Origin of the sequence: Luteimicrobium subarcticum, from assembly GCF_002798015.1 — a bacterium.
Taxonomy (GTDB): domain Bacteria; phylum Actinomycetota; class Actinomycetes; order Actinomycetales; family Cellulomonadaceae; genus Luteimicrobium; species Luteimicrobium subarcticum.
Genome location: NZ_PGTZ01000007.1, coordinates 187,833 through 214,623 on the forward strand (window position 1 = coordinate 187,833; position 26,791 = coordinate 214,623).

Annotated in this window: 23 protein-coding genes and 1 tRNA gene; 16 read left to right on the forward strand and 8 right to left on the reverse strand. The window is 73.3% G+C overall.

Annotated features, from left to right (window positions below; translation table 11 throughout):
- Positions 1-57: 57 nt before the first annotated feature.
- Together CLV34_RS05960 and CLV34_RS05965 are read left to right on the forward strand one after the other, a co-directional pair.
- Positions 58-1,149 (forward strand): pirin family protein, encoded by a 1,092-nt coding sequence (locus CLV34_RS05960; protein ID WP_100349378.1) that lies wholly within the window; start codon positions 58-60, stop codon positions 1,147-1,149.
- Positions 1,150-1,234: 85 nt separating this feature from the next.
- A complete protein-coding gene (locus CLV34_RS05965) occupies positions 1,235-1,894 on the forward strand; it encodes a hypothetical protein (RefSeq protein WP_245859034.1) in 660 nt (219 codons plus the stop codon).
- Between the two features lie 40 nt (positions 1,895-1,934).
- Here the strand turns inward: CLV34_RS05965 and CLV34_RS05970 are convergent, their stop codons facing one another.
- Positions 1,935-2,654, reverse strand: coding sequence for an anti-sigma factor (locus tag CLV34_RS05970; RefSeq protein WP_100349379.1), 720 nt, complete (start codon positions 2,652-2,654; stop codon positions 1,935-1,937).
- Positions 2,641-3,222, reverse strand: a complete 582-nt coding sequence (locus CLV34_RS05975) for an RNA polymerase sigma factor (RefSeq protein WP_245859036.1) — start codon at positions 3,220-3,222, stop codon at positions 2,641-2,643. The genes CLV34_RS05970 and CLV34_RS05975 overlap by 14 nt, the downstream gene beginning before the upstream one ends.
- Before the next feature lie 165 nt (positions 3,223-3,387).
- Here CLV34_RS05975 and CLV34_RS05980 point away from each other — a divergent pair, with 165 nt between their 5' ends.
- Positions 3,388-4,020 (forward strand): hypothetical protein, encoded by a 633-nt coding sequence (locus CLV34_RS05980; protein WP_100349380.1) that lies wholly within the window; start codon positions 3,388-3,390, stop codon positions 4,018-4,020.
- A 91-nt stretch (positions 4,021-4,111) separates the two neighbouring features.
- Here the strand turns inward: CLV34_RS05980 and CLV34_RS05985 are convergent.
- Positions 4,112-4,182, reverse strand: a tRNA-Gly gene (locus CLV34_RS05985).
- 89 nt (positions 4,183-4,271) lie between these two features.
- Between CLV34_RS05985 and CLV34_RS17180 the strand changes: the two genes are divergently transcribed.
- The 12 genes from CLV34_RS17180 to CLV34_RS06045 all read left to right on the forward strand — a co-directional run bounded on the left by CLV34_RS17180 (position 4,272) and on the right by CLV34_RS06045 (position 17,827).
- Positions 4,272-4,829, forward strand: coding sequence for a TM2 domain-containing protein (locus CLV34_RS17180; RefSeq protein ID WP_100349381.1), 558 nt, complete (start codon positions 4,272-4,274; stop codon positions 4,827-4,829).
- 93 nt (positions 4,830-4,922) lie between these two features.
- On the forward strand, positions 4,923-5,372 hold the full coding sequence (locus CLV34_RS05995; protein WP_245859038.1) for a TM2 domain-containing protein: 450 nt from the start codon (positions 4,923-4,925) through the stop codon (positions 5,370-5,372).
- A 31-nt stretch (positions 5,373-5,403) separates the two neighbouring features.
- Positions 5,404-5,979, forward strand: a complete 576-nt coding sequence (gene dcd / locus CLV34_RS06000) for a dCTP deaminase (RefSeq protein ID WP_100349382.1) — start codon at positions 5,404-5,406, stop codon at positions 5,977-5,979.
- On the forward strand, positions 5,979-7,091 hold the full coding sequence (locus CLV34_RS06005; RefSeq protein WP_245859040.1) for a hypothetical protein: 1,113 nt from the start codon (positions 5,979-5,981) through the stop codon (positions 7,089-7,091). Before dcd ends, CLV34_RS06005 begins: the two co-directional genes overlap by 1 nt.
- Before the next feature lie 88 nt (positions 7,092-7,179).
- Positions 7,180-10,248, forward strand: coding sequence for a Na+/H+ antiporter subunit A (locus tag CLV34_RS06010; RefSeq protein ID WP_100349383.1), 3,069 nt, complete (start codon positions 7,180-7,182; stop codon positions 10,246-10,248).
- Between the two features lie 23 nt (positions 10,249-10,271).
- Positions 10,272-10,736, forward strand: a complete 465-nt coding sequence (locus CLV34_RS16695) for a Na(+)/H(+) antiporter subunit C (RefSeq protein WP_211289388.1) — start codon at positions 10,272-10,274, stop codon at positions 10,734-10,736.
- Positions 10,737-10,744: 8 nt separating this feature from the next.
- On the forward strand, positions 10,745-12,349 hold the full coding sequence (locus CLV34_RS06020; RefSeq protein WP_281255182.1) for a Na+/H+ antiporter subunit D: 1,605 nt from the start codon (positions 10,745-10,747) through the stop codon (positions 12,347-12,349).
- Positions 12,346-12,942 carry a Na+/H+ antiporter subunit E gene (locus CLV34_RS06025; protein ID WP_100349386.1) on the forward strand — a complete coding sequence of 199 codons (597 nt, stop codon included), beginning with the start codon at positions 12,346-12,348 and terminating at the stop codon, positions 12,940-12,942. The genes CLV34_RS06020 and CLV34_RS06025 overlap by 4 nt, the downstream gene beginning before the upstream one ends.
- The gene (locus CLV34_RS06030; protein WP_100349387.1) at positions 12,939-13,319 is read left to right on the forward strand and encodes an MrpF/PhaF family protein; all 381 of its coding nucleotides are present in this window, start codon (positions 12,939-12,941) and stop codon (positions 13,317-13,319) included. Before CLV34_RS06025 ends, CLV34_RS06030 begins: the two co-directional genes overlap by 4 nt.
- Positions 13,316-13,720: a monovalent cation/H(+) antiporter subunit G gene (gene mnhG / locus CLV34_RS06035; RefSeq protein ID WP_100349388.1), complete on the forward strand. Its 405-nt coding sequence runs from the start codon at positions 13,316-13,318 to the stop codon at positions 13,718-13,720. Before CLV34_RS06030 ends, mnhG begins: the two co-directional genes overlap by 4 nt.
- A gap of 250 nt (positions 13,721-13,970) precedes the next feature.
- Positions 13,971-16,760 (forward strand): pectate lyase family protein, encoded by a 2,790-nt coding sequence (locus CLV34_RS06040; RefSeq protein ID WP_100349389.1) that lies wholly within the window; start codon positions 13,971-13,973, stop codon positions 16,758-16,760.
- An 86-nt stretch (positions 16,761-16,846) separates the two neighbouring features.
- Positions 16,847-17,827 carry a cation diffusion facilitator family transporter gene (locus CLV34_RS06045; RefSeq protein WP_100349390.1) on the forward strand — a complete coding sequence of 327 codons (981 nt, stop codon included), beginning with the start codon at positions 16,847-16,849 and terminating at the stop codon, positions 17,825-17,827.
- A gap of 26 nt (positions 17,828-17,853) precedes the next feature.
- On the opposite strand, the gene CLV34_RS06050 is transcribed toward CLV34_RS06045, so the two are convergent.
- Positions 17,854-18,876, reverse strand: coding sequence for an LppM family (lipo)protein (locus CLV34_RS06050; protein ID WP_100349391.1), 1,023 nt, complete (start codon positions 18,874-18,876; stop codon positions 17,854-17,856).
- 118 nt (positions 18,877-18,994) lie between these two features.
- On the reverse strand, positions 18,995-19,807 hold the full coding sequence (locus CLV34_RS06055; RefSeq protein WP_100349392.1) for an LppM family (lipo)protein: 813 nt from the start codon (positions 19,805-19,807) through the stop codon (positions 18,995-18,997).
- Between the two features lie 129 nt (positions 19,808-19,936).
- Between CLV34_RS06055 and clpB the strand changes: the two genes are divergently transcribed.
- Positions 19,937-22,552 carry an ATP-dependent chaperone ClpB gene (clpB, locus tag CLV34_RS06060; RefSeq protein WP_100349393.1) on the forward strand — a complete coding sequence of 872 codons (2,616 nt, stop codon included), beginning with the start codon at positions 19,937-19,939 and terminating at the stop codon, positions 22,550-22,552.
- Positions 22,553-22,956: 404 nt separating this feature from the next.
- Here clpB and CLV34_RS06065 read toward each other — a convergent pair whose 3' ends face one another.
- From CLV34_RS06065 to xylA, 3 genes are all read right to left on the reverse strand, one after another.
- Positions 22,957-23,943 (reverse strand): acetylxylan esterase, encoded by a 987-nt coding sequence (locus CLV34_RS06065; protein WP_100349394.1) that lies wholly within the window; start codon positions 23,941-23,943, stop codon positions 22,957-22,959.
- A gap of 103 nt (positions 23,944-24,046) precedes the next feature.
- Positions 24,047-25,612 (reverse strand): xylulokinase, encoded by a 1,566-nt coding sequence (xylB, locus tag CLV34_RS06070; protein ID WP_100349395.1) that lies wholly within the window; start codon positions 25,610-25,612, stop codon positions 24,047-24,049.
- Positions 25,612-26,784, reverse strand: coding sequence for a xylose isomerase (gene xylA, locus CLV34_RS06075; RefSeq protein ID WP_100349396.1), 1,173 nt, complete (start codon positions 26,782-26,784; stop codon positions 25,612-25,614). The genes xylB and xylA overlap by 1 nt, the downstream gene beginning before the upstream one ends.
- Between the last annotated feature and the right edge of the window lie 7 nt (positions 26,785-26,791).

Below are 26,791 nucleotides of genomic sequence, written 5' to 3' on the forward strand. Positions count from 1 at the left end.
CTGCGTCCGAGCCTGCCACCAGCGCCTGACAGCACGCTGGGACCGTACGCTCGGACGATGAGCAACCTCGAGACACGGCCCGCCGAGGAGGTCTGCTCGGCCGGCGTGCCGGAGACGGCCGGCGCCGTCGAGCTGCTCGACCCCCGCGAGGTCCCGTTGGGCGGGACGCGCGCCATGAACGTGCGGCGCACCCTGCCGCAGCGCGCCCGGTCGCTCGTCGGCGCCTGGTGCTTCTGCGACCACTACGGCCCGGACGACGTCACGCGCGGTCCGGGCATGCAGGTGCCCCCGCACCCGCACACCGGTCTCCAGACCGTGTCGTGGCTGTTCGCCGGCGAGATCCTTCACCGCGACTCGGTGGGCTCGCGCGAGCTCGTCCGGCCGGGCCAGCTCAACCTCATGACGGCCGGTCGCGGCATCTCGCACTCCGAGCAGACGCCGCCCGGGTCGTCCGAGCCGCTGCTCCACGGCGTTCAGCTCTGGGTGGCGCTGCCGTCGTCCGCGCTCGCGGACGCACCCTCGTTCGAGCACCACGAGGACCTGCCCGTGCTCGACGTGGAGGGCGTCCGCGCGCACGTCCTCGTGGGGACCCTGGCCCTCGCGGACGGCCGGACCGACGGCGCGGCCGGCGGGGCCGTCGTCCGCGGGACGTCGCCGGCGACGGTGCACACGCCGATCGTCGGCGCCCAGCTCGACCTCGCGCCCGGCGCGGTCGTCGAGGTGGTCGCCGACCCCGCTTTCGAGCACGCCGTGCTGGTGGACGCCGGGGACGTCGCCGTCGAGGGCGTCCGCGTCCCGCCGGGCACGCTCGGGTACCTGGGGCCCGGCCGCACCGCGGTGACGGTGAGCGCGTCCGACGACGGCCCGGCCCGTGCCGTGCTGCTCGGCGGCGAGCCCTTCGACGAGGAGATCGTCATGTGGTGGAACTTCGTCGGGCGCTCGCACGACGACGTCGCCGGGGCGCGCGCGGACTGGCAGGCCGGTCTCGTGGTCGGCGGGGTGCAGGGGGCGGGGCCGAACGCGGGCGGTACGGCGTACGCCGCCGACGTGGCGTCGTCGCGGTTCGGCGAGGTCGTCGGGTACGACGGGGGGCCGCTGCCCGCCCCCGTGCTGCCGGACGTGCGCCTGCGGCCGCGGCGCCGGAGCTGAGCGGCGCAGCGGCGCGACCGGCCCTGCCGACGGCCGCGCGGTGTGTCGGGAGGCCACGCCCGGAGCGTCCCGCTAGGTTGCGTGCGTGGACGAGCAGCACGAGGACGTGAGCGTGACGGACGCCGAAGGCCGACGGACCCGCTGGATCGAGACAGTCACCGTCGTGGTCCTGTCCGTCACCGCCATCCTCACGGCGTGGAGCGGGTTCGAGGCCAGCAAGTGGGGCGGGGCGATGTCCATCGCGTTCTCCCAGGCGTCGTCGGCACGCATCGAGGCGTCGCGCGACGCGGGCGCCGCCGAGGCGCTCAAGCAGATCGACCTGTCGACCTTCACCCTCTACGTGCAGGCGGTCGCGGAGAAGGACACGCAGCTGTCCGACTTCGCCGAGGAGCGGTTCACCGACCGGTTCCGGCCCGCGTTCGACGAGTGGCTCGCGGCGAAGCCGCTGAAGAACCCGGACGCCCCGAAGACCCCGTTCGAGCTCGACTCGTACGTCGTCCCCGGCCAGAAGGAGGCCGCGGCGGCCGACGCTCGCGCCGACGTGCTGTTCCAGGTCGCGCTCCGCAACAACCAGCGCGGCGACAACTACACGATCCTCACCGTCCTGTTCGCGCTCGTGCTGTTCTTCGCCGCGTTCGCGGGACGGTTCAAGACGCCGCGGATCGGCTGGACGATGCTGGTTGGTGCCGTCGTGCTGCTCGGCGTGGGCATCGTGTTCCTGGCCACGTTCCCCAAGCTCGTCTGAGGGGTCGTCGGCGCGCCCTCCCGAGAGCTCGTCCGAGCGGTCAGGAGGGCGCGAGGACGCCGCGCGCGAGGCTCGTCGCGGAGTGGGCCGGGTCGCCGTCGAAGGGTTCGAGCGACACGTCGACGGAGTCGTAGGCGTCGAGGTCGAGGCCGGCCGGCACCGCGAACGTCTGCGTCGTCCCGTCGACCACACCGAGCGCGACCATCCCGTTCGTCGCGGGGTCGAGCAGCCACGCCTGCACGAAGTGGTCGCCGGGCTCGTGGGGACCGTCGAGGACGACCGTGACGTGCCGGACGTCGTCCGTGTCGGTCATCTCGATGGTGCCGGACACGTCCGAGCCGTCGATCGGGTCGAGGGTGCCGCGCGCGACCACCGTCGTCGACGGAGCGTCGTCGGCGTCGTGCGTGACGGCCACCACGACCACCGTCGCCGCGGCCGCCCCCACCAGGAACCCCGCCGCTGCGGGCAGCCAGCGTCGTCGACCCCGACGCCCGCCCTGCGGTGCCGACAGGGGCGCGAGGGTGGCGACGGGGGTGACGGGCGTGGTGACCGGCGCGACCTCCGCGCGGATCGCCGCCCACACGGACGCGGGCGGCGCCACCTGCTCGACGTCCGCCGCGCCGCGCAGCGCCGTCGTCGTGCGCCGCAGACCGTCGAGCGTGCTCGCGCACACGACGCAGGTGGCCGCGTGCTCGTCCACCGCCGCGTCGGGGGCACCGAGCGCGCGCGCCGCGAGCGCGTCCTCGTCAGGATGGCTCATCGGTCACCTCCAGCACCTCGCGCAGCTCCAGCAGCCCCCGTCGGACGTGGGACTTGACCGTACCGAGCGGCATCCCCAGGTGCTCCGCGATCTCACGGTGCGTGAGCTGCGCGAAGAACGCGAGCTCCAGCACGCTGCGGCGCGGCTGACCCACGCGCGCCAACCCCTCGGACACCACCACCGCGTCCACGACGGCGTCGACCGTCGGGTCGGCCGCGACGACGGTGGATCCCGCGGACGCCACCACCGCGCGCGCCGCGAGCCGGGCGTCACGCGCCCGCGCCGCCAGCACGTCGGACACGGTGTGTCGCGCGATGCCCACCAGCCACGCCGGCAGCGGACGGATCCCCGGGTCGAACGACGCCCGCCCGCGCCACGCCGCGACGAACACCTGCTGGGTGACGTCCTCGGCCAGGCGCGCGTCGCCGGTGCCGCGCAGCGCGATCGTGTGCACGAGAGTGCCCCAGCGGCCGTACGCCTCCTCGAGCGCCGCGTCGTCGCCCGCGCGCAGACGCTCGCCGAGCACGCGGACGTCGTCGTCCTCGTCGCCCTGCGCGCTCGCGCTCACGTTCCCCTCCGTGGTCCGGCGGCTGCCCCGCAGATTGTGGCAGGGCCGCTCGGTCCTGGCACGCCGGGACCGCTCTGCCGCGTCCGGTGCATCCGTGCGCCGGGCTCGCCACGTAGTGGAGGTGAGCCCGGGACCGTCCGGGACGTCCTACGAAGGAGTGGACCCATGCGAGGAACCGTCCGACGCACGCTCGCCGCCGTCGCGGCAGCCGCCCTGACAGCCACCGGTCTCGTCGCCGCCGGTGCCGGCGCGGCGAGCGCCCAGCCGCGCGCCGCGACCACCGTCGCCACGCACCACAGCACGTCTGGTCACAGCACGACGCAGCACCCGTCCCGCGCCATGACGGGCTACACGCAGGTCGTCGTGGCGCCGCCGGTCTACCAGCTCGTCGCCGGGGCGGGCATCACCCCGGCACCGATCGGTGGTGCGAAGGCGTTCGCGTACAAGGACACGCTCGCGGCACGGTTCCCGATCACGGGGTACGCGCTGTCCGGGCTGTCCATCAAGCACAGCGGCGGCATCAGCCTCACCGCCGGCGCCGCGACCATCTCGCTCAGCGACTTCTCGATCGACCTCGCCCGCGGCAAGGTCAGCGGCGTCGTGAACGGGAGCATCGGGTCGGTCGGGCGGGTCGACCTGTTCACCATCGCGGGGACGAACCGGCTCGACCTGGGCCTCGTGCGCCTCAAGCTGACGGACACCGCCGCCGGGGCGCTCGACTCGACGTTCGGCGTCGACGCGTTCTCCGCCGGCGACACGTTCGGGTACGCGACCCCCCGCCCGTTCTCGAGGTTCTGAGCCGCGAGGTCCGGAGCGGCGCGGCGCGCCGGCGTGATCCCTGACGGACGACGAAGGCCCCGGACCGACGGTCCGGGGCCTTCGTGCTGCGAGCGGGTGACGGGAATCGAACCCGCGCTATCAGCTTGGGAAGCTGAAGTTCTACCATTGAACTACACCCGCAAGACACCGTTCCGCGGGCCCTCCCGTTTGTGGGAGCATCCTCGAACGCTGCGTGCGTCGATGATCATACCTGTTGGAGAGGACCAGTCATGTCGGAGCAGTACCCGGGCACTCCCGAACCCGCGAACGACGGTGCCGAGGGCACCCCGTCCTTCGAGACCCCCGCGACTCCCGCGACCCCCGCCGAGGGGCAGCCGCCCGCCGACGGCCAGGCGCCCTTCGGTCAGCCCGAGGCGCAGGTGCCCTACGGCGAGCAGGAGCCGTACGGACAGGCTCCGACCGGTCAGGCTCCTTACGGCCAGGCGCCGTACGCGGACCAGGCTCCCTACGGTCAGGCTCCTTACGGCCAGGCGCCGTATGCGCAGGCCCCCTACGGCCAGGCTCCCTACGGCGCCGTGCCCCCGGGCTACGCGCCGGGCGAGGCACCGAAGACGAAGCTCGCGGCGGGTCTGCTCGGGATCTTCCTCGGTGGCTTCGGCGTGCACCGGTTCTACCTGGGCGACACGAAGATGGGGCTCATCCAGATCGGCGTCACCATCGTGACCTGCGGTCTCGGGCACATCTGGGGTTTCGTGGAGGGCATCCTCTACCTGACCGCGACCGAGGGTACCTACTCGGTCGACGCCAAGGGTCGCAAGCTCGTCTGAGCCGTGGGCCGGGCCGGGCCGCGTGCCCGGCCCGCCCGCGCGCCGCTGACGCTCTCGTCCGTCCCACGACCAGCCAGCCCCCGGAGATCCCAGGTGTCCGACGACGACCTCTCGAAGCCCGTCCCGCCGAACCACGACGTGACGCCCTGGCAGCCGTACCCGCCGGACCCGGCCTACCCGCAGGGCCAGCCGTACCCGCAGCAGTCCTACCCGCAGCAGCCGTACGGGCAGGGCATGGTTCCCCCGCAGCCCACCTACCAGTACGTCCAGCACCAGTACGTCCAGGCGTCGGTCCCCGTCCCCGCACCCAAGACGAAGCTCGCGGCCGGTCTGCTCGGGATCTTCCTCGGCGGTCTGGGGATCCACCGGTTCTACCTGGGCTACACGGGCATCGGCGTCACGATGCTGCTGATCACCCTGCTCGCAGGCTGGTTCACCTGCGGCATCGCACCCCTGGTCGTCGCGATCTGGGGCTTCATCGAGGGGATCGTCTACCTGGCGTCGTCGAACGCGCGTGACGCGCAGGGACGTCCTCTCGTCTGACGGACCGGGCCGATACGACTAACGTTGCCCCGTGCTCCTCTCCGACCGTGACATCCGCGCCGAGCTGGAGGCGGGTCGGGTCGCCCTCGAGCCGTACGACGCGACCATGATCCAGCCGTCGAGCATCGACGTGCGGCTGGACAAGTACTTCCGCCTGTTCGACAACCACCGGTACCCGTTCATCGACCCGTCGCAGGAGCAGCCCGAGCTGACGCGGCTGGTCGAGGTCGAGGCGGGCGAGCCGCTCGTGCTGCACCCGGGCGAGTTCGTGCTGGGGTCGACGTACGAGGCGGTGACGCTGCCCGACGACGTCGCGGCGCGCCTCGAGGGCAAGTCCAGCCTGGGCCGGCTGGGGCTGCTGACCCACTCGACCGCGGGGTTCATCGACCCGGGCTTCTCGGGCCACGTGACCCTCGAGCTGAGCAACGTCGCGACGCTCCCGATCACCCTGTGGCCCGGGATGAAGATCGGTCAGATGTGCTTCTTCCGCCTGTCGTCGCCGGCCGAGCACCCGTACGGCTCGTCGGAGTACGGTTCGCGCTACCAGGGCCAGCGCGGGCCGACGGCGTCCCGCTCGTGGCAGTCGTTCCACCGGACGGACGTGTGATGACGGACCTTCCCTCCGAGTTCTCCCTGGACGGTCTGCCGGCGCTGCGCGCGGTGACGGCGGCGGCGCCGCTCGACCAGGCACGCCACCTGCTGGGCGTGTCCGACGAGGTGCGGCCCGACGAGGTGGAGACGCTCGCCGTGAGCCGTTTCCCGGAGGCGCGGTGGGAGGTCGCCCCGGTGGGGATCGACCTCATCTCGCCGCCCGACCGCTGGGCGCGGACCGGCGAGCCGGGCGTCCTGCGCCTGACGCCGACGACGGTGCTGATCGGCCCCTGCTCGCCGTGGTTCTCGGACGGCCTGGGCTCCGGCCTGCCGGAGGAGACGGCATACGCGTTCGACGTGGCGTGCGTGCGGGAGCGCGGCGAACCGCCGTACCCGGGGGGAGGCGACCGGGACGGCCTGAACCGGGCGTTCCCGGTGGGTCTCCCGGTGGCGACGGAGGGCGAGGTCGTGACGTGGCTCGTGGCCGCGGCCCGCCGTCTGTGCGGTGCGGTGCGGTTCGACGTGGGCGGCTCGGTGTCGCGGGACGTCGTCGTCGCGCCGGACCCGGACGCGACGGTCGACCTCGTCGTCTTCACGGACGTGTGGCTGGACCCCGAGGCGGCACAGGCGCTGGTGCGGGAGGTCGAGCCGTCGGCGTCCCTCGCGCTCGACGGCGTCGAGTGGGGTGGCCCGCCGCAGGCTGTCTACGAGCTCGCGGAGCGCGGGGCGCTGCCGCTGACGCAGCCGCAGGTCGCCGCGATCCAGGCCGAGGCCGATGCGCGCGACATGGCGGCGCTGTCGCAGCCGATGAGCCTCGACGGGTACGCGCTCGTCGTGGACCTCGGCCAGGACGGCGTGGTCGTCGTGGAGGCCGGGGCGGACCCGCTGGTCCCGCCGGTGCTCGCGGGCCTCCCGTGGACGCTCAACGGGGCGATCACCTACCGGGTGCGCTGGGAGCCGCCGGACCTCGAGGCGTCGCAGCAGGAGCAGCCGCCGCTCGGTCACGTGCTCGCGCGGGGGCGGGCGCTGCCCGTCGTCGTCGGGGTCGCGTCGGCCCTGCACGCCGCCGTGGGCGGCGAGATCGCGGACGAGGACGGCTTCCTCGTGGAGCCCGTCGACCTGTCCTGAGTCGCGGCCCGTGCCGCCGTGGCGGTCGGGAATCGTCCGCGCGCGTTGATACGATCGGGCCGCCCGCCCCCGACCGGACGGACACAACATGCTCGAGCTGCTGGTGGCCCATCTCGCGATGGTCCTGCTCGCGCCCGCGCTCGTGTCCTGGCTGGGTCGTCGCGCGTTCCTCGTGCTGGCGCTGGCGCCGGCGAGCGCCGCGGCCTACGCCCTGGCCTGGTCGTCGCGGGTCGCGGACGGCCACGGGCCGACGCAGCACCTCGAGTGGGTCCCGGGTCTCGACCTCTCCCTGACGTTCCGCCTCGACTCGTTGTCATGGCTCATGCTGCTGCTGGTCGGTGGCGTCGGGGCCCTGGTGCTCGTGTACTGCTCGGCGTACTTCTCGGCGTCGGCGCAGGGTCTGCGCCGGTTCTCGGCGACGTTCGTCGGCTTCGCGGGGGCGATGGTCGGGCTGGTCACGGCCGACGACATGCTGCTGCTGTTCGTGTTCTGGGAGCTGACGACGGTCGCGTCGTACGTCCTCATCGGGCACTACGCGGAGCGCAAGGCGTCGCGTCGTGCGGCGATGCAGGCGATCGTCCTGACGACGGCTGGCGGGCTGGCGATGCTCGCCGGCGTCGTCGTCCTCGGGACCGCCGCGGGCACCTACCGGCTCTCCGAGGTGGTCGCGCACCCGCCGCCGGGCACGGCGGTGACGGTCGCGATCGTCTGCATCCTCGCGGGCGCGGTGACCAAGTCGGCGCTGGTCCCGTTCCACTTCTGGCTCCCCGCGGCGATGGCCGCGCCGACGCCGGTGAGCGCATACCTGCACGCGGCCGCGATGGTCAAGGCGGGCGTCTACCTCGTGGCCCGGTTCGCCCCCGGGTACTCCGGGCTGCTCGCGTGGCAGGTCGTGGTGCTGGTGCTCGGCTGCGGGACCCTGCTGCTCGGCGGGTACCGGGCCCTGCGGCAGCACGACCTCAAGCTCGTGCTCGCGTTCGGGACGGTCAGCCAGCTCGGGCTCATCATCGTGCTGGTCGGGCTGGGGACGCGGTCGGCGGCGCTCGCGGGTCTCGCGATGGTCGGCGCGCACGCCATGTTCAAGGCCGCGCTGTTCCTGGTCACGGGCGTCGTGGACGCCGCCACCGGGACGCGCGACCTGCGGCGCCTCACCGGGGTCGGCCGCCGGATGCCGCTGACGGCGACCGCGGGCGGGCTCGCGGTCGCGTCGATGATCGGTCTGCCGCCGTTCGCGGGGTACGTCGCGAAGGAGGCCGGTTTGGAGTCGCTCGTCCACGGCGACGGGCCCGCGTGGGTCGACGCGGCGGTGCTCACCGCCGTCGCGGCCGGGTCGGTCCTCACGGTCGCGTACGGGCTGCGGTTCTTCTGGGGGGCGTTCGCGTCGAAGGCGCCGCGCCCCGAGGCCACGGTCGCGCTCGAGTCGGGGACCGCGGCCGTCGAGCCGCTCATCGACCCGTCCCGGCTGCACTCCCAGTCGCCGTTCCTCACGGTCCCGCCGCTCGTGCTGGGCGTCCTCGGGCTCGCGACGGCCCTCGTCCCGCACCTGGGCGAGCACCTGCTCCAGCCGTACGCGGAGACGTACCCGACGGGCGAGCCCGGGCACCTCGCGCTCTGGGGCGGGTTCGGGCCCGTCCTCGCGATCACGGTCACGGTGCTCGCGCTCGGGGCGCTCGCCTGGTGGCAGCGGGCCCGGGTCGAGGGCCTCCAGCTGCGCTGGTCGGCGCGCTGGCGCGTCCCCGAGGCGGACGCCGTGTACCGGCGGACCATGCGCCGGCTCGACGACTCCGCGGCGGACGTCACCTCGGTCACCCAGCGCGGCTCGCTCCCGTTCTACCTGGGCGTGATCCTCGTCGTGCTCGTCGCGCTGCCCGGCATGGTCGTGATCCTCGGGACGTCGTGGCCGGTGTCGGTGCGCTGGTGGAACCAGCCCGTCCAGGGGCTCGCGGTCCTCGCGATCGTCATCTCGTCGATCCTCGCGGCCCGTGCCCGGCGCCGCCTCAAGGCGGTCTTCCTCGCCGGGATCGCGGGGTACGGCAACGCGCTGCTGTTCCTGCTGCACGGCGCACCCGACCTTGCCCTGACCCAGGTGCTCGTCGAGACGGTCACGCTCGTCGTCATGGTGCTCGTGCTGCGCCGCCTGCCGCCGTACTTCTCGAACCGGCCGCTCGCCCGCAGCCGGTGGACCCGCCTGAGCATCGGCGTGGCGTCCGGGCTGGCCGTCATGGCGTTCGCGCTCGCGGCGCCGCACGCCCGCACCGCGGCGCCCGTGTCGGACCAGTTCGCCGAGGGCGCGTCCACGTACGGCGGCGGCAAGAACGTGGTCAACGTGACGCTCGTCGACATCCGCGCCTGGGACACGATGGGCGAGATCTCGGTGCTGCTCGTCGCGGCGACCGGGGTCGCGTCGCTCGTGTTCATCCGGCGCCGCACCGGCAAGGTCCTGCGGGCCCGCGACGCCGTGCCGGCGGTGGACGGCGGCGCGCCCGGGGTGTGGTCGGGCGGGACGGTCGACGACGCGAGCGCGGCGCTGCGGCGCCGCGGCACCGAGCCGGGCGCGCACGACCGGATGCGGGCCTGGCTCCCGGCGGGCGGCACGCTCGCGCCGCAGCGTCGGTCCGTGGTCTTCGAGGTCGTGACCCGCCTGCTGTTCCACTCGATGGTCGTGTTCGCGCTGTTCCTGCTCTTCTCGGGCCACAACGGGCCGGGCGGCGGGTTCGCCGCAGGGCTCGTCGTCGGCATCGCGCTGACGGTGCGGTACCTCGCGGGCGGCCGGTACGAGCTCGGCGAGGCCGCGCCCGTCAGCCCCGGCGTCCTGCTCGGCTCGGGCCTGTTCCTGTCCGTGGGCGTCGGGCTCGTCGCGCTCCTGGCCGGCGGCGACGCCCTGCAGTCCGTGATCCTCGAGTGGCACGTCCCGCTCCTCGGAGAGGTGCACCTCGTGACGTCCTTGTTCTTCGACGTCGGGGTGTTCCTCGTCGTCGTCGGGCTCGTGCTCGACATCCTGCGGTCTCTCGGCGCGGAGGTGGACCGCCAGATCGACGCCGACGCGCGCGCGATGCTGGAGTCCCAGGGCGCGCTCGACGACGAGGGCCGGCTGCGGGAGCGGGCCGACGTGCCCGCCGACGTCCGCGGCGAGGGAACCCGGAGGGCGGGCACGTGAGCGGGGCGCAGCACGCCGTCGAGATGACGCCGAACGCGGTCCTCGTGCTCGCGATCGGGGTGCTCGTCGCGACGGGCGTCTACCTCATGCTGGAGCGCAGCCTGACGCGCGTGCTCATCGGCTTCATCCTGCTGGGCAACGGCGTGAACCTTCTGCTGCTCGTCGCGGGCGGCGCCGCGGGCGGCGCGCCGATCGTCGGCGAGACGCCGGTCGGCAAGATGTCCGACCCGCTCGTGCAGGCGCTCATCCTCACGGCCATCGTCATCACGCTGGGGCTGACCGCGTTCATCCTCGCGATGGCGTACCGGTCGTGGCAGCTGCACGGGCACGACGAGGTGCAGGACGACGTCGAGGACCGCCGCATCGCCCGGCTCGCGGCGCGCAACGAGCCGTCGTTCGAGGACGCGGACGCCGAGGAGTCGGGCGAGACGCTCGACGACACCGCGGCGACCGTCCGCGACGAGACCGACGAGGAGGCCGCCGAGTGAGCGCGCTGGTGGGCGCCCTGCAGGCCGCGTCGTCGTCCTGGACGGCGGCGGGCTGGTCGACCGGGACCCTCGTGCCGCTGCCGGTCATGGTGCCGCTCTCTGCGGCCGGGCTGACGCTGACCCTGTGGCGCCGGCCGCGGCTCCAGCGCGTCGTGTCGGTGACCGCGCTCGCGGTCGTCGTGGCGGTGAGCGTCGCGCTCCTGTTCGTGACGGACGACGGCCCCGTGGTCGTGCACGTGGGCGGCTGGGCGGCCCCGGTCGGGATCGACCTCGTCGCGGACCGGCTGAGCGCCCTCATGCTCACGGTGTCGAGCGTCGTGCTGCTCCTGGTGCTCCTGTACTCGCTGGCGCAGGGCAACGACGACAGCGACGACCCCACCGAGCACGCCCCCGTCTCGATCTACCACCCGACGTACCTCGTGCTCGCGGCCGGGGTCGGCAACGCGTTCCTCGCGGGCGACCTGTTCAACCTGTACGTGGGGTTCGAGATCCTGCTCGCGGCGAGCTACGTGCTGCTCACGCTGGGCGGGACGGGCGCGCGCATCCGCGCCGGGTCGATCTACGTGGTCGTCGGGCTGCTGTCGTCCGTCGTGTTCCTCATCGCGATCGCGCTCGCGTACGCCGCGACGGGCACCGTCAACATGGCGCAGCTCGCCGAGCGGCTCCCGGAGATCGACCCGACGGTCCGGCTCGCGATCCAGCTCCTGCTGCTGCTCGCGTTCGGTATCAAGGCGGCCATGTTCCCGGTGTCCGCGTGGCTCCCGGACTCGTACCCGACGGCCCCCGCGCCCGTCACGGCCGTGTTCGCGGGCCTGCTCACCAAGGTCGGCGTGTACGCGATCCTGCGCACGCAGACCCTCCTGTTCCCGCCCGACGAGCGGGTCGACGACGCCCTCATGTGGGTCGCGCTGCTCACGATGGTCGTCGGGATTCTCGGCGCCGTCGCGCAGGACGACATCAAACGACTTCTGTCCTTCACGCTCGTGTCGCACATCGGGTACATGCTCTTCGGCATCGCCCTCGCGACCTCGTCCGGCGCGGCGGCCGCGATCTTCTACGTGGTCCACCACATCACCGTGCAGACGACCCTGTTCCTCGTGGTCGGGCTCGTCGAGCGGCGCGGCGGGTCGACCTCGCTCGACCGGCTGGGCGGCCTCGCCAAGCTCGCTCCCGGGCTCGCGATCCTGTTCTTCGTGCCCGCGATGAACCTCGGCGGCATCCCGCCGCTGTCCGGGTTCCTCGGCAAGGTCGGGCTGCTCGAGGAGGGTGCCCGGCAGGGCACGGCGCTCGCGTACGTGCTCGTCGTCGGGTCGGTCGTGACGTCCCTGCTCACCCTCTACGCCGTGGTCAAGGCGTGGAACAAGGCCTTCTGGCAGGAGGCGCCCTCGTCCGTGCCCACCGACACCACGCTGCCGCGCGGCATGGTCGCGCCGACCGCCGCGCTCGTCGTCCTGGGGCTCGGGCTCACCGCGATCGCCGGGCCCCTCTACGGGTACGCCGAGCGGGCCGCGGGCGCGCTGCGCGACGGCTCGTACGTCCAGGCGGTCCTGCCGCCCGGGGGAGCCGACACGCCCTCGCAGCGCGCCGCCACGACCGGGGAGGACGACGGATGAGCCTCCACCCGCGCCGCGCCTGGAGCAGCCGGTCGCACGCCGCCGCCCGGCTGCGCCGCCAGTGGGGCTCCGTCGTCTGGCTGGCCCTCGTGTGGTGCCTGCTGTGGGGCGCGTTCTCGGTGGCGAACGTCCTGGGCGGCCTGGTGCTCGGGGCGCTCGTGGTCGTCGTGCTGCCCTTGCCGGACCTCGACTTCCACGGCCGGGTGCGGCCGCTGGCCGTGCTCGCGGTGCTCGGGTCGTTCCTCGTCGACCTGGTCGTGGCGTCGTTCCAGGTCGCACTCCTCGCGCTCAGCCCGCGCACGATGCCGCGCGGCGCGGTCGTGGGGGTGCGGCTGCGCAACCCGTCCGACCTGTACCTCACGGTGACGGCCGAGCTCGCGTCCCTCGTGCCCGGGTCGCTCGTCGTCGAGGTGCACCGGCTCACCGGGATGATCTACCTGCACGTCCTCGACCTCGAGGCGTACGGGGGAGTCGACAAGGTGCGCGACGACCTCCTGACGCTCGAGGCGCGCGTCCTGCGGGCTCTGGCGTCCGACGAGGAGCTGGCGGCGGTGGGCCTGGCGCGCCGTCGCGGGCGCGGGGGTGCGGCATGACGTGGGTGTACGTGGTCGCCGGAGCCATGCTCGTCGTCGCGGCGGCGTGCGCCGTCTGGCGGGCCGAGCGGGGCCCGTCGATGCTCGACCGCACGGTCGCGCTCGACGTGTTCACGACGACGCTCGTGGCGGCGATCGCCGTCGAGGCGGCGTGGTCGCGCCGGACGACGACCCTGCCGATCCTCGTCGTGATGTCGCTCGTCGCGTTCGTCGGCTCGGTCACGGTCGCACGGTTCGCGGCGGTCGACCGCGAGGAGGACCGCCGCGTGCAGACCCCGCAGGAGGCCGCGGCCGAGGAGGCCCGTCGTCGCGCCGCGGAGGAGCGTGCAGGTCGCGGCGACGACGACGGAGACGACGGCATGGAGGTGGACGCATGAGCGGCACGCTGGCGACCGTCGCGGACGTCGTCGCCGCCGCGCTGATCCTGTCCGGGGCGTTCCTGGCGCTCGCGGCCGGGGTGGGCATCGTCCGGTTCCCGGACCTGCTCGCGCGCATGCACGCGGCGACCAAGCCGCAGGTGCTGGGCCTCGTGCTCGTCCTGCTCGGTGTGGCGCTGCGCGTCCGCGTGTGGGCGGCCGTCGGGATGCTGCTGCTGGTCGTCGTCTTCCAGCTGCTCACCGCGCCCGTCGCCGCGCACATGGTCGGGCGCTCGGGCCTGCGGACGGGCAAGGTGCCGCCCGGATCGCTCGTGGTCGACGACCTGACGGCGGACCAGGTCGAGGCGGACGCCGAGGTCGAGGTGGACGCGGAGGTCGACGCCCCCGGGCCCGACGACTGATTCGTCAGCGGCCCGTCAGAAACCGGTCACCGGAACGGACGTGGCGTGCTGGACGTCGCTCCGGGCGAGAAACGACGCTGGTTCTCCGGGAAACAGCCAGAAACGCTTGAATTCACCCTCATCGGACACTTACGTTCCAGAAACCGGTTGCTCGCGCCTCTCCGGGGGCCGGCCCGCCCGACACCGACGTCGGGTCGGGCCCACCGCAGCCGGCGTAGTCCCGCATTCGACGACGAAAGTGAGGAACACGATGAGACGCCAGACACGACGACTCCTCGCCGCAGGAGTGACGACGTCCGTGGCCGCGGCGATCGGGGTGGCCGCGCTGACGATCCCCGGCGCTCAGGCCGCCACGACCGGCGCGAACGGGTTCGCCTCCCAGAACGGTGGCACCACCGGGGGAGCGGGCGGCGCGACCGTCAAGGCGACGACCGGCACGGCCATCAACCAGGCGCTGTGCAGCCGGGCGAGCGACGACACGCCGCTCACGATCCAGGTCGAGGGCACCATCACGCTCGGCAACACCACGAAGGTCTCGGGCGACAGCTGCGACACCACCGCGACCGAGGTCCAGCTCAAGGGTGTCAGCAACGTGACCCTCCTGGGCGTCGGCTCCGGCGCCACGTTCGACCAGATCGGCATCCACCTGCGCGACGCGCACAACATCGTGATCCAGAACGTCACCGTGCAGAACGTCCACAAGTCGCACGGGCCCGTCTCGAACGGCGGCGACGCGATCGGCATGGAGTCCGGCGTCTCGAACGTCTGGGTCGACCACGACACGCTGCTGGCGTCCGGCGGCGAGGACGAGGGCTTCGACTCGCTCCTCGACATGAAGGCCGACACCACGTACGTCACGGCGTCCTACAACGTCTTCCGGCACTCCGGGCGCGGCGGCCTCATCGGGTCGAGCGACAGCGACACCGGCAACGGCCCGGTCACGTTCCATCACAACCTGTACGACACCATCGACTCGCGCACCCCGCTGCTGCGCGCCGCGACGGCGCACATCTACGACAACTACTACGTGGACCTCCAGAAGTCGGGCATCAACCCGCGCGACGGGGGCAAGGCCAAGGTCGAGAACAACTACTTCAAGAACTCGAAGGACCCGCTCGGCACCTTCTACACCGACCTCATGGGGTACTGGCAGGTCGCCGGCAACGTGTTCGACGGCGTCACCTGGACGGCAGCGGGCACCGAGAACCACCCCGCCGGCCCGAACGTGACGTCCACGACGACCGTCGCGATCCCGTACTCGTACACGCTCGACGCCGCGAGCTGCGTGCCGAGCATCGTCACCGCCACGGCCGGCGCGAACACGGGCCTCAAGGTGTCGAGCGGGTCGTGCACGGCCACGTCGCCGACCGCGACGCCGACGAAGTCCGCGACACCGAGCCCGACGTCGTCGGCCACCTCGACGCCCACCTCGACCCCGACGTCCACCTCGACCGGGGGGTCGACCGGCGGCACGACGAGCGGAGCACCAACCCCGGGCAGCGGCGCGATCTACGTCGCTCCCACCGGCTCGGCGAGCGCGGCCGGCACCCTCGCCGCGCCGACGACCCTCGCCGCCGCCGTCGCCAAGGTCACGCCCGGCGGGCAGATCTTCCTGCGCGGCGGCACCTACGCCCTGACGGACACGGTCACGGTCCAGCCGGGCAACGACGGGACGGCGTCCGCGCTGACGACCCTCGCCGCGTACCCCGGTGAGAAGCCCGTGCTCGACTTCTCGGCCCAGGCCGAGGCCGACTCGAACCGCGGCCTCGCGCTCGGCGGCGACTACTGGCGCGTCTACGGCATCACCGTCCAGCACGCCGGCGACAACGGCATCCTGCTGGGCGGCAGCCACAACGTGATCGAGCGCGTCGTCACGGCGTACAACCACGACACGGGCCTGCAGATCGCGCGCCTCGTCGCCGGTGCGCCGGCGTCCGAGTGGCCGTCCGACAACCTCGTCGTCAGCAGCGAGTCGCACGACAACGTCGACTCGGACGGGGAGGACGCCGACGGCTTCGCCGCCAAGCTCACCGCCGGCCCCGGCAACGTGTTCCGGTACGACGTCTCGCACAACAACATCGACGACGGCTGGGACCTGTACGCCAAGGAGGAGACCGGACCCATCGGCGTCGTCACCATCGAGGACTCGCTCTCGTACCACAACGGCACCCTGTCGGACGGCTCGCAGGCCGGCAGCGGCGACCGTAACGGGTTCAAGCTCGGCGGCTCCAAGATCGCGAACGACCACGTCGCGCTCCGCAACATCGCGTACGAGAACGGCCACGACGGCTTCACGTACAACAGCAACCCGGGCCACATGACCATCACGGGCAACGTCAGCCTCAAGAACGCGGAGCGGAACTTCCACTGGGAGACCGGGACGTCCGTGTTCAGCGGCAACCTGTCGTGCGACAGCGGGTCGAACGACAAGGTCGTCGGGACCGACGACGGGACGAACCACTTCTACGCCGGCACGAACAGCGCGGGCTGCTCCGCGTACTCCGGTGCGCTCGGGTGGTCGTTCGACGCGAGCGGGAAGCTCCGGGTGACGTTCGGCGGGTCGACCCCGACCAGCTCGCCGACCGCCACGGCCACGCCGACCAAGACGTCCACCCCGACGTCCACCCCGACGTCCAGCCCGACGGCCACCGCCACGCCGACGGGCACGCCCACCGGCACCAACCTCAGCCTCGGCGCGTCCGCGGACGGGTCGAGCAAGGGCAGCGGCACCAGCTACGGCGCCGCGATCGACGGCGACGCCACCACGTACTGGTCGCCCAGCGGCTCGACGGGCACCATCTCGGTCAAGTGGTCGTCGGCGAAGAAGGTCGCGGCGGTCGTGGTCAAGGAGCCGACCGGCACGTCCGGGACGATCGGCGCCTGGAAGATCGTGAACAACGACACCGGTGCCGTCCTCGCGACGGGCACCGGCGCCGGGACGATCCGGTTCACCGCCACCTCGTTGACGAAGATCAACCTCCAGATCACGAGCTCGTCCAGCACCCCGAAGGTCGCGGAGCTCGCGACGTACGCCGGCTGAGCGGCGCACGACAGCACGACCACCGCGGGCCGCGGTGCGGTGAGACCCACCGCGCCGTGGCCCGCGGTGCGTGCTAGACGTAGGCCATGACCGACACACCGGCCTCGGCGCCCGGCACGCCGCGCGTCGCCGCGGACGTCGAGCACGGCGAGTCGACGGTCACCGTCGTGGTCGCGTTCTTCGCCAACCTGCTGGTCGCCGTCGCGAAGACCGCCGCGGCGATGATCACCGGGTCGGCGTCGATGGTCGCGGAGGCCGTGCACTCGTGGGCCGACACCGGCAACGAGGTGTTCCTGCTCGTCGCCGACCGGTCCGCGCGGCGGCGCGCCGACGCCGCCCACCCGCTCGGCTACGGTCGCGAGGCGTACGTCTGGTCGATGTTCGCGGCGCTCGGCCTGTTCGCCCTCGGTGCGGGCGTGTCGATCACGCACGGCGTCCAGGAGCTCATCGACCCCGAGCCCGCCACCGACTTCGGCGTCGCGTACGCCGTGCTCGGCGTGTCGTTCGTCCTCGAGGGCTACTCGTTCCTGCGGTCCGTGCGCCAGGCCCGCCCCGAGGCGCGCGAGGCCGAGCGCGACCTCGTCGAGCACATCGTCACGACGTCCGACCCGACGCTGCGGGCCGTGTTCGCCGAGGACGCCGCCGCCCTCGTCGGGCTCGTCATCGCGTTCGGCGGCGTGCTCGCCCACCAGCTCACCGGGTCCGCGGTGCCCGACGCGATCGGGTCGATCCTCGTCGGCGTCGTCCTCGCCGTCGTGTCCGTCGTCCTCATCCGGCGCAACCGCGACTTCCTCGTCGGCGCCGGGACCGACGAGCGGACCCGCGACGCCACCCTGCGCGGCATCCTCGCCCTGCCGGGCGTCGAACGGGTCACCTACCTGCGCATCGAGTACGTCGGTCCGCGGTCGCTGTACCTCGTCGCCGCCGTCGACCTCGTCGGCGACGCCAAGGAGTCCGACGTGGCCCGCCGCCTCGACGCCCTCGAGCGTGACGTCGCCGGGTGGGAGCACGTCGCCGGCGCGGTCTTCACGCTCTCGACGCCGGAGGCGCCGTCGCTGACGGTGTGAACGGTTCCGTGGGCGACGCGGGTGCGTCAGCCCGCCGACGGCGGGGCCGGAGGGGGCTTGGGTCCCGCCTCCCACGGCGGCGCGGCGCCGTCGTCGGTCGGTGGGAGGCCGGTCGGTGGGAGGTCGGTCGATGGGACGTCGGTCGATGGGACGTCGGTCGGCGGCGTGGGCGCGGGAGGTGCGTCCGCCTGGAAGCCCGGCTGGACGTCCAGGCGCTGGGTCGCATGGTCCTGCGGGTGGGCGTCGGGGGCGTCCTGCGCGGCCGGCTTCCTGCCGCGCAGCAGGACGAGCAGGACGACCGCGATCACGGCGAGCACCGCGAGCCCGATGAGCAGCCACACCCACCACGCGAGCCCGCTCGACCCCGTCGTCGCCTTGCCGCGCGCGTCGAGGTTGATGACGTCGGACCCGCTCGACGTCCACGTCACCGTGCTGCCGTCGATCGTCGCCGCCGGGTCCGCCGAGACGACCGCGCCCGGGAAGGTGATCGCGATCTTCACGTCGAACAGGCTCGCGATCTGGTCGGACGACAGGCCCGACTCCTCGGCGTCCGCGTCCGAGCCGAGGTCTGCGAGGTCGAGCTTGCCGGAGACGACGAACTCGTCACCGTCGCGGACGATCTTCAGGTCGTCGGGGTCCTCGGTGCCGGACGTGCTGGTGGCGTCGCCGCCCAGGTCGTCCAGCGACGAGTTCTTCAGCGTGACCTTGGTGCCGGTGTACCCGTCCTGCTGGTACGGCTCGCTCGTCGCGCCCTCGCCGAAGTCGTCGGCCGGGTCCTCGCCCTCGGTCGCCTCCTTCAGCAGGTCCTTCGGGTCCTGGCCCAGCGCCTTGGCCGCGGAGTCCTGGATCGCGTAGATCACCGTGCCGTCCGCGGTGTTGTCGCTGTGCAGCGTGAACGCCATGTCGATCTTCACGCACCCGCTCAGGGCGAGGACCGTGACGGCCGCGAGCGTGGTGAGCGCCGCCGCGCGCCGCCGTCTGCCGCGCGGGCGCTCCGACGGGGGAACGGCCGGGGCGTCACCGGTCCGCGACGTGGTGGTGGTCGACATGGTCCCCCGCTCCCCGGCGGTCCCGTCGACAAGGACGCGACCACCTGTGAAGGTTCTGTGATGGAACCAGGTTAAGCGAGACGGCCGCAGACCTCTCGGGGACGCGTCACCGGCCGCGTCAGTGCCTGCTCGGGGGCCCGCCCGCGGCGTCCCGGCGGCGGTTGCGGGCCACCGTCGTCAGGACGAGCGTGACGATCGTCGCGAGCACCAGCGCGGGGAGCGCAAACACGTACCAGGGCACGCGCGTGCCCTGGTTGGAGGACCACGCGACCGCGTGCCCGTCCAGCACCCCGTCCGACGACGACCACGTCACGGTGTTCTCGGACGACGACGCCCCGGTCCCGTCCGCCGACGCGACCTTGCCGGGGAACGTGAGCGCGAGCTCGACGTCGTCGCCCGCCGGGCTCGCAGTCGCCGCGTCGCCCCCGGCGGCGCTCGACGCGGTGCCCGCGTCCTCGTCGCCGAGGCGCGCGAGCGTCGCCGCCGACAGGTCCAGGTGGACGTCGACGACGAACTGGTCGCCGCGGTCGGCGGCCTGCCGGGCGATGGTGAGCGTCTCGTCGCCCGGCCCGTCGGCGACGGCCGTCGCGAGGTCCGCGAGCGGGGTCGCGTGCAACGTGATCTTCGTGCCCGTGTACCCGCCGGCGTGGTACGGCGCGCTCGTCGCGCTGTCGCCGAGGCGGGCCGCGAGGTCGTGCTGGTCGAGCACCCGCTGCCACAGGGCGTCCGGCGTCTCGCCGAGCGCGGTCGCGACGCGGTCGGGGACGGCGAGGACGATCGTGCCGTCCGTGGTGTCGTCGATGTTGACGCGCAGGTCGGCGTCGAGGCGGCCGCAGCCGGCGAGCGCGAGGACGGCGACCCCGGCGAGTGCCAGCAGCGACCCCGTCCGGTGGCGTCGGCGGCTGCGGGCGATCGGGGTCGTGAGGGGCATGGTTCTGAGGGTAGCCACGTGGCCTGGACGCGGGTCGCGATGCCTCTTCCCACTCAGACTTGAGCGGAATAGGCTCAACTCTGCGCCCGTTGTCACGGACAGAAGAATCGTCCCCTACCCGGGAGAACCATGGACACGAAGTTCACCACCATGTCGCAGCAGGCGATCGGTGAGGCGATCCAGACGGCGTCCGCCGCCGGGAACCCCCAGCTCGAGCCCGTCCACCTGCTCTCCGCCCTGCTCGCCCAGCCCGGAGGCGTCGCTGCCGGGCTGCTCGACGCCGTCGGCGCCGACCGCCAGGCCGTCGGCCAGAAGGCGCGCGCGGCCCTGGTCGGCCTGCCCGCCGCGAGCGGGTCCGCCGTCGCGCAGCCCACCCCGAGCCGCGCGACCTCCGCCGTGCTCGACCTCGCCGGCAAGGAGGCGCAGAGCCTCGGCGACGAGTACGTCTCCACCGAGCACCTGCTCATCGGGCTCGCCGGCGCCGCCTCGCCCGCCGCCGACGCCCTGCGGGCCGCCGGTGCGACCGTCGACGCCCTGCGCGCGGCCCTGCCCGCCGTCCGCGGCAACGCCAAGGTCACCAGCGCCAACCCCGAGGGCACCTACAAGGCCCTCGAGCAGTACGGCCAGGACCTCACCGCCCGCGCCGCGGACGGCAGGCTCGACCCGGTCATCGGTCGCGACGCCGAGATCCGGCGCGTCGTCCAGGTGTTGTCGCGCCGCACCAAGAACAACCCCGTCCTCATCGGCGAGCCCGGCGTCGGCAAGACCGCCGTCGTCGAAGGCCTCGCGCAGCGCATCGTCGCCGGAGACGTCCCCGAGTCGCTCCAGGGCAAGAAGCTCGTGTCCCTCGACCTCGCGGCCATGGTCGCGGGCGCCAAGTACCGCGGCGAGTTCGAAGAGCGGCTCAAGGCCGTGCTCGAGGAGATCAAGGCGTCAGACGGCGAGGTCGTCACGTTCATCGACGAGCTGCACACCGTGGTCGGCGCCGGCTCCGGCGGCGAAGGCGCGATGGACGCGGGCAACATGCTCAAGCCCATGCTGGCCCGCGGAGAGCTGCGCATGGTCGGTGCGACGACGCTCGACGAGTACCGCGAGCACATCGAGAAGGACCCGGCCCTCGAGCGGCGGTTCCAGCAGGTCTTCGTCGGGGAGCCGTCCGTCGAGGACACCGTCGCCATCCTTCGCGGCCTGAAGGAGCGCTACGAGGCGCACCACAAGGTCACCATCAGCGACGACGCGCTCGTCGCGGCCGCGGCGCTGTCCGACCGGTACATCAGCGGCCGTCAGCTCCCCGACAAGGCCATCGACCTCGTCGACGAGGCCGCGTCCCGCCTGCGCATGGAGCTCGACTCGTCACCGACAGAGGTGGACGAGCTCCGACGCGCCGTCACGCGCCTCGAGATGGAGGAGGTCGTGCTGTCCGAGTCCGACGACCCGGCGTCCGTCGAGCGCCTGCAGCGGCTCCGGGCCGACCTCGCCGACCGGCGCGAGGAGCTCGCCGCGCTCACCGCCCGCTGGGAGGCAGAGAAGGCCGGGCACAACCGCGTCGGCGACCTCAAGGTCCGGCTCGACCAGCTCCGCTCCGACGCCGAGCGGCTCCTGCGCGAGGGCGACCTCAACGCCGCCGCGCGCATCCAGTACGGCGAGATCCCCGCGCTCCAGCAGGACCTCGCCGCCGCCGAGGCGGAGGAGTCCGCCGCGGCCGCCGGCGGCACCGGCGCGGCGCACGAGACGGCAGCACCCCTCGTCCCCGAGAAGGTGTCCGCGGACGAGATCGCCGAGGTCGTCGCCGCCTGGACCGGCATCCCTGCCGGCCGGCTCCTCCAGGGCGAGTCCGAGAAGCTCCTCCACATGGAGGACGTCATCGGCGCGCGCCTCATCGGGCAGGCGTCCGCCGTCGCCGCCGTGTCCGACGCCGTCCGCCGCGCCCGCGCCGGCGTCGCCGACCCCGACCGGCCCACCGGGTCGTTCCTCTTCCTCGGACCCACCGGCGTCGGCAAGACCGAGCTCGCCAAGTCGCTCGCCGACTTCCTGTTCGACGACGAGCGCGCCATGATCCGCATCGACATGTCCGAGTACGGCGAGCGGCACGCCGTCGCCCGGCTCGTCGGCGCACCGCCCGGATACGTCGGGTACGAGGAGGGCGGGCAGCTCACCGAGGCCGTCCGGCGGCGTCCCTACTCCGTCGTCCTGCTCGACGAGGTCGAGAAGGCGCACCCCGAGGTGTTCGACATCCTCCTGCAGGTGCTCGACGACGGCCGGCTCACCGACGGACAAGGCCGCACCGTCGACTTCCGCAACGTCATCCTCGTGCTGACGTCCAACCTCGGGTCGCAGTACCTCGTCGACCCGCTGCTGTCGGACACCGAGAAGCACGAAGCCGTCATGGGTGCCGTGCGGGCGTCGTTCAAGCCCGAGTTCCTCAACCGGCTCGACGACGTCGTCATGTTCGACCCGCTGGCGCTCGACGAGCTCGGCCGCATCGTCGACCTCCAGGTCGCGTCCCTCGCGGCGCGGCTCGCCGACCGGCGGATCACGCTCGAGGTCACCGGGCCCGCTCGCGAGTGGCTCGCGCTCGAAGGGTTCGACCCCGCGTACGGGGCGCGGCCCCTGCGCCGGCTCGTCCAGCGCGAGATCGGCGACCGGCTCGCCCGGCAGCTGCTGGCCGGTGAGGTGTCCGACGGCGACACGGTCGTGGTCGACCGTCCGGACGGCGCGGAAGGTCTGCAGCTGACGGTGCGCTGACGCGCGGTCCGTCGACGGGGCACGGCGATCGGGCGGACGGGCGGTCGGACGGGGCGACGAGCTGTCTCGGACTGTCGTCCGGCGGCCCCTGGGGGCCCGCGCGGACTCCTTGACGTCCTTCGACACCTCGTCGCCCCCGTCCTCTGGGCGTCGGTCCCCGCCCTGCGTCGTCATCGGCTCCCGTTCGTGACGCGGAGCACCCGAGCCCCTTGCCGCGACGCGGCGACGTCGTCGGTCCGCGAGCGAAGGGGCTGGTCCTGGGGGTCCGGGCCGGGCGGCGCGGGCCGGGGTGGAGGGTGCGGGGCGGGCTGTGGTGCGTGGCGTCACGAACCGCGACGCGTCCCGCCCCGCGGTCGCCCCGCCCCGACGTCGCCCCGCTCGGCGGGGTCCTCGCGACCGCGGCGTCAGACGGCGAGGCCGCGGGCGCGCAGGAACTCCACCTGACGTAGCCACTGGCGGGTCTGCCCGCCCTCGTGCCCGTTGAACGGGTAGACGGCGATCTCGTGGTCCTCCGACGCGAGCGCGTTGTACGCCGCGAACGTGGTGGACGGCGGGACGACGTCGTCCATGAGCGCGACAGAGAACAGCGCGGGCGCGGTGATGCGTCGCGCGAAGTTCACGCCGTCCAGGTAGGACGCCGTGGTGAGCACCGTCTCGAGGGCGTCGCGGTGGACGGCGAGGTACCGGGCGAGCTCGGTGAACGGGTCCGACGTGGCGACCTGCATACCGTGCTCCCACGCGCACAGGAACGCGACGTCGGGCAGCACGGCCGCCGCGGACGCGAGTGCGCCGGCGGCGATGGCGATGCCGCCGCCCTGGCTGCCGCCGGTGACGCTGACCCGGCCGGCGTCGACGAACGGCAGCGCGCGCACGTGCTCGACGAGCAGCGCCGCGTCCGTGTACACGCGGCGGTAGTAATGGTCGCGCGGGTCCTCGATGCCGCGGGTCATCCAGCCGTGCGCTGCGGGCCCGCCGCCGTGCGGGTCCGGGGTGTCGCCGCCGGTTCCCCAGCCGGACCCCTGGCCGCGGGTGTCCATGAAGACGTGGACGTTCCCGGCGAGGGCCCAGCCGGTCCGCTCGCCCGCGATGCCGCGCCCGCCGTTGTACCCGTTGAACTCGACGACGGCGGGCAGCGGGGCGTCGTCGGGACGGCGGCGCGGCCGCACGACCCACCCCTTGACGGGTTCGCCGCCGAAGCCGGGGAACGTGAGGTCCTCGACGACGACCTCGGTGATGGGCGTCTCCGCCGGGACGAGGTCGGCGCCCCGCCCGGCGCCCGCGGCCCGGGACTTCGACAGCGTCTTCGCCCAGAAGGCGTCGAAGTCGGCGGGCTCGCGGACGTCCGGCCGGAAGCGCTCGAGCTCGACCAGCGGCAGGTCGGTGAAGGGCACAGGTCTCCTCGGGGAGCGTGGTCAGCCCGCCGAACCGCACCTTTCGCACCTCGTCGGGGACGGATGACGGACGAAAGGTGCGGCTCGGGGGACGGGTGGGAAGTCAGGACCGCAGGGACGGGAACGCGGCGTCCCGGACGTGCGCGTATTCGTGGCGGACGTGCGGGGCGGGCTCCGCCTCGAAGGTCACCGTCCCGGCGGACGCGGCGCCCCACGAGGGCGGCTCATCACCCCCGGCGAGAACCCAGGCGGCCTGCCGGGCGGCACCGTCGGCGACGTACTCGCCGGCGGGCGGCACCTCGACCGGGCGTCCGAGGACGCTCGGAGCCACGTGCCGGACGGCCTCGGACCGCGCGGCCCCGCCGACCAGACGGACCCGCTGGACGTCCACACCCTGCCGGACGAGCGCGTCGAGCCCGTCGGCGAGCCCGCACAGCATGCCCTCCACGGCGGCGCGAGCGAGGTGCTCGGGGGTCGCCGTGGCGAGCCGCAGGCCGTGGACCGACCCGGTGGCGTCGGGCAGGTTGGGGGTGCGCTCGCCCTCCAGGTAGGGGAGCAGGACGAGTCCGTCCGCCCCGGCGGGTGCGGCGAGCGCGAGCCGGGACAGCCCGTCGTGGTCGACGCCCAGCATCCGGCAGGCCGCGTCGAGCACCCGGCTCGCATTGAGCGTCACGCCGAGCAGCAGGTAGCGTCCGGTCGCGTCGGCGAACCCGTTGACCAGCCCGGACGCGTCGGCGCTGGGTCGGTCGGCCACGGCGGACACGACGCCGGACGTACCGAGCGAGACGGTGACGTCTCCGGCGCGCATGCCGAGCGCGAGAGCGGCCGCGGCGTTGTCGCCGGCGCCCGGTGCGAGCACGGCGCCGACAGTGGTCCCGTCGACGACGCGGCCGGCGTGCGCGGGATCCGCGTGGCCGCCGTCCTGCGCCGGTCCGAGGACGCGGGGGAGCACGATCTGCCGGGCGACCGACTCGTCGACCCGCAGGGCGAGGGCGAGCAGGTCGTAGCGGTAGGCTCCCCGGCCGTCGTCGCCCGAGGCGTCGAAGTACCCGGTGCCTGACGCGTCGGACCGGTCGGTGACGAGGGCGGCGAGGTCGGGCTCGAGGTCCTGCGAGACAGGTCCGTAGCCGGCGATGCGCCAGGTGAGCCAGTCGTGGGGGAGCGCGACGGCGGCGATCCGGTCGACGAGCTCGGGCTCGTGGTCGGCGACCCAGCGCAGCTTGGTGGCGGTGATGGACGCGACGAGCACGGACCCGGTGGCCCGGGCCCACGCCTCGGCACCGAGCTCGGCGACGAGGTCGGCGGCGGACGACGCCGACCGGGTGTCGTTCCACAGCAGCGCGGGGCGCAGCACCTCGCCGTCGGCGTCGAGCAGGACCATGCCGTGCTGCTGCCCGCCGACGCCGAGGGCGGCGACGCCCGCGTCGCCGGTCAGGCCACCGGCCGCGGCCGACGCCTCGCAGAACGCGTCCCACCAGGCGTCGGGGTGCACCTCGGTGCCCTCGGGGTGCTTGGCCGACCCGGACCGGACGAGCTCGCCCGTCGCGGCGTCGCGGACGACGACCTTGCAGGACTGGGTGGACGAGTCGACGCCGGCGACGAGGGTGCGCGCGCCGCCGGGGGCGGCCGACGCGTGGTCGACCGCCCCCGGGGTGGTGTGCGTGCTCATCAGCCGATGAGGTGCTTCAGCGCGAGCTGGTGGAGCGCGACGAGCCCGTACTCGCGCTCGGCGGCGGCGTCCACGTCGAACTCCTCGCGGGTGCTCGGGTCGGCGAGGAACTGCTCGAAGGTCTCGCCCTCGGCGAGGGTCGACTCGCCGAGCTCGAAGATGCCGGCGTGCTCGAAGGCCTTCTGGACCTCGGGGTCGGCGCGGTACTCGGACGACTTCTTCGCCAGCAGCGTGTAGGTCTCGATGTTGGCGCGCGCCGAGTCCCAGACGCCGTCGGGGCCCTCGGTCCGGGACGGCTTGTAGTCGAAGTGGCGGGCGCCCTCGTAGCGGGGGCCGCCGTTCGGGAAACCGTTCTCGAGCATGTCGACCGTGAAGAACGCGGACAGCAGGTCGCCGTGACCGAAGACGAGGTCCTGGTCGTACTTCGGGCCGTGCTGGCCGTTGAGGTCGATGTGGAAGAGCTTGCCGGCGTAGAGCGCGAGCGCGAGGCCGTGCGTGTAGTTGAGGGTGGCCATCTGCTCGTGACCGGTCTCGGGGTTGAGGCCGACGATGTCGCCGTTGTCGAGCGTCGCGATGAGCGCGAGCGCGTGCCCGATGGACGGCAGGAAGATGTCGCCGCGGGGCTCGTTCGGCTTGGGCTCGAGCGCGATACGGATGTCGTAGCCGCGGTCCTTGATGTACGCGGCGACGGTGTCGATGCCCTCGGCGTAGCGGGCGTGCGCGGCGTGCAGGTCCTTCGAGTTGTCGTACTCGACGCCCTCGCGGCCGCCCCACATGACGAAGGTCTGCGCGCCGAGCTCGGCGGCGAGGTCGACGTTGCGCAGGATCTTGCGCAGGCCGAAGCGGCGCACGCCCCGGTTGTTCGACGTGAACGCGCCGTCCTTGAACATCGGGTGCGTGAAGGTGTTGGTCGTGACCATCTCGATGACGAGGCCGGTCTCGTCGGCGGCCTTCTTCACGGAGTCGATGCGGGCGCGGCGGTCCGCGTCGTCGGCGTCGAACGGGAAGACGTCGTTGTCGTGGAACGTGAAGCCCCAGGCGCCGATGTCGGCGAGCTTGCGGACGGACTCGGCGGGGTCGAGCGCGGTGCGCGTGGCGTCGCCGAACGGGTCCTGCGCCTGCCAGCCCACGGTCCAGAGGCCGAAGGAGTACTTGATGTCGGTGCCGCTCATGGTGGTG

Excerpts from the sequence above, each read along its gene's own strand:
- CLV34_RS05960 (WP_100349378.1), top strand. The coding sequence starts at position 58 with ATGAGCAACCTCGAGACACGGCCCGCCGAGGAGGTCTGCTCGGCCGGC.
- CLV34_RS05970 (WP_100349379.1), bottom strand. The coding sequence starts at position 2,654 with ATGAGCCATCCTGACGAGGACGCGCTCGCGGCGCGCGCGCTCGGTGCC.
- CLV34_RS05980 (WP_100349380.1), top strand. The coding sequence starts at position 3,388 with ATGCGAGGAACCGTCCGACGCACGCTCGCCGCCGTCGCGGCAGCCGCC.
- CLV34_RS17180 (WP_100349381.1), top strand. The coding sequence starts at position 4,272 with ATGTCGGAGCAGTACCCGGGCACTCCCGAACCCGCGAACGACGGTGCC.
- CLV34_RS06005 (WP_245859040.1), top strand. The coding sequence starts at position 5,979 with ATGACGGACCTTCCCTCCGAGTTCTCCCTGGACGGTCTGCCGGCGCTG.
- CLV34_RS06010 (WP_100349383.1), top strand. The coding sequence starts at position 7,180 with ATGCTCGAGCTGCTGGTGGCCCATCTCGCGATGGTCCTGCTCGCGCCC.
- CLV34_RS16695 (WP_211289388.1), top strand. The coding sequence starts at position 10,272 with ATGACGCCGAACGCGGTCCTCGTGCTCGCGATCGGGGTGCTCGTCGCG.
- CLV34_RS06025 (WP_100349386.1), top strand. The coding sequence starts at position 12,346 with ATGAGCCTCCACCCGCGCCGCGCCTGGAGCAGCCGGTCGCACGCCGCC.
- CLV34_RS06030 (WP_100349387.1), top strand. The coding sequence starts at position 12,939 with ATGACGTGGGTGTACGTGGTCGCCGGAGCCATGCTCGTCGTCGCGGCG.
- mnhG (WP_100349388.1), top strand. The coding sequence starts at position 13,316 with ATGAGCGGCACGCTGGCGACCGTCGCGGACGTCGTCGCCGCCGCGCTG.
- CLV34_RS06040 (WP_100349389.1), top strand. The coding sequence starts at position 13,971 with ATGAGACGCCAGACACGACGACTCCTCGCCGCAGGAGTGACGACGTCC.
- CLV34_RS06045 (WP_100349390.1), top strand. The coding sequence starts at position 16,847 with ATGACCGACACACCGGCCTCGGCGCCCGGCACGCCGCGCGTCGCCGCG.
- CLV34_RS06050 (WP_100349391.1), bottom strand. The coding sequence starts at position 18,876 with ATGTCGACCACCACCACGTCGCGGACCGGTGACGCCCCGGCCGTTCCC.
- CLV34_RS06055 (WP_100349392.1), bottom strand. The coding sequence starts at position 19,807 with ATGCCCCTCACGACCCCGATCGCCCGCAGCCGCCGACGCCACCGGACG.
- clpB (WP_100349393.1), top strand. The coding sequence starts at position 19,937 with ATGGACACGAAGTTCACCACCATGTCGCAGCAGGCGATCGGTGAGGCG.
- xylB (WP_100349395.1), bottom strand. The coding sequence starts at position 25,612 with ATGAGCACGCACACCACCCCGGGGGCGGTCGACCACGCGTCGGCCGCC.
- xylA (WP_100349396.1), bottom strand. The coding sequence starts at position 26,784 with ATGAGCGGCACCGACATCAAGTACTCCTTCGGCCTCTGGACCGTGGGC.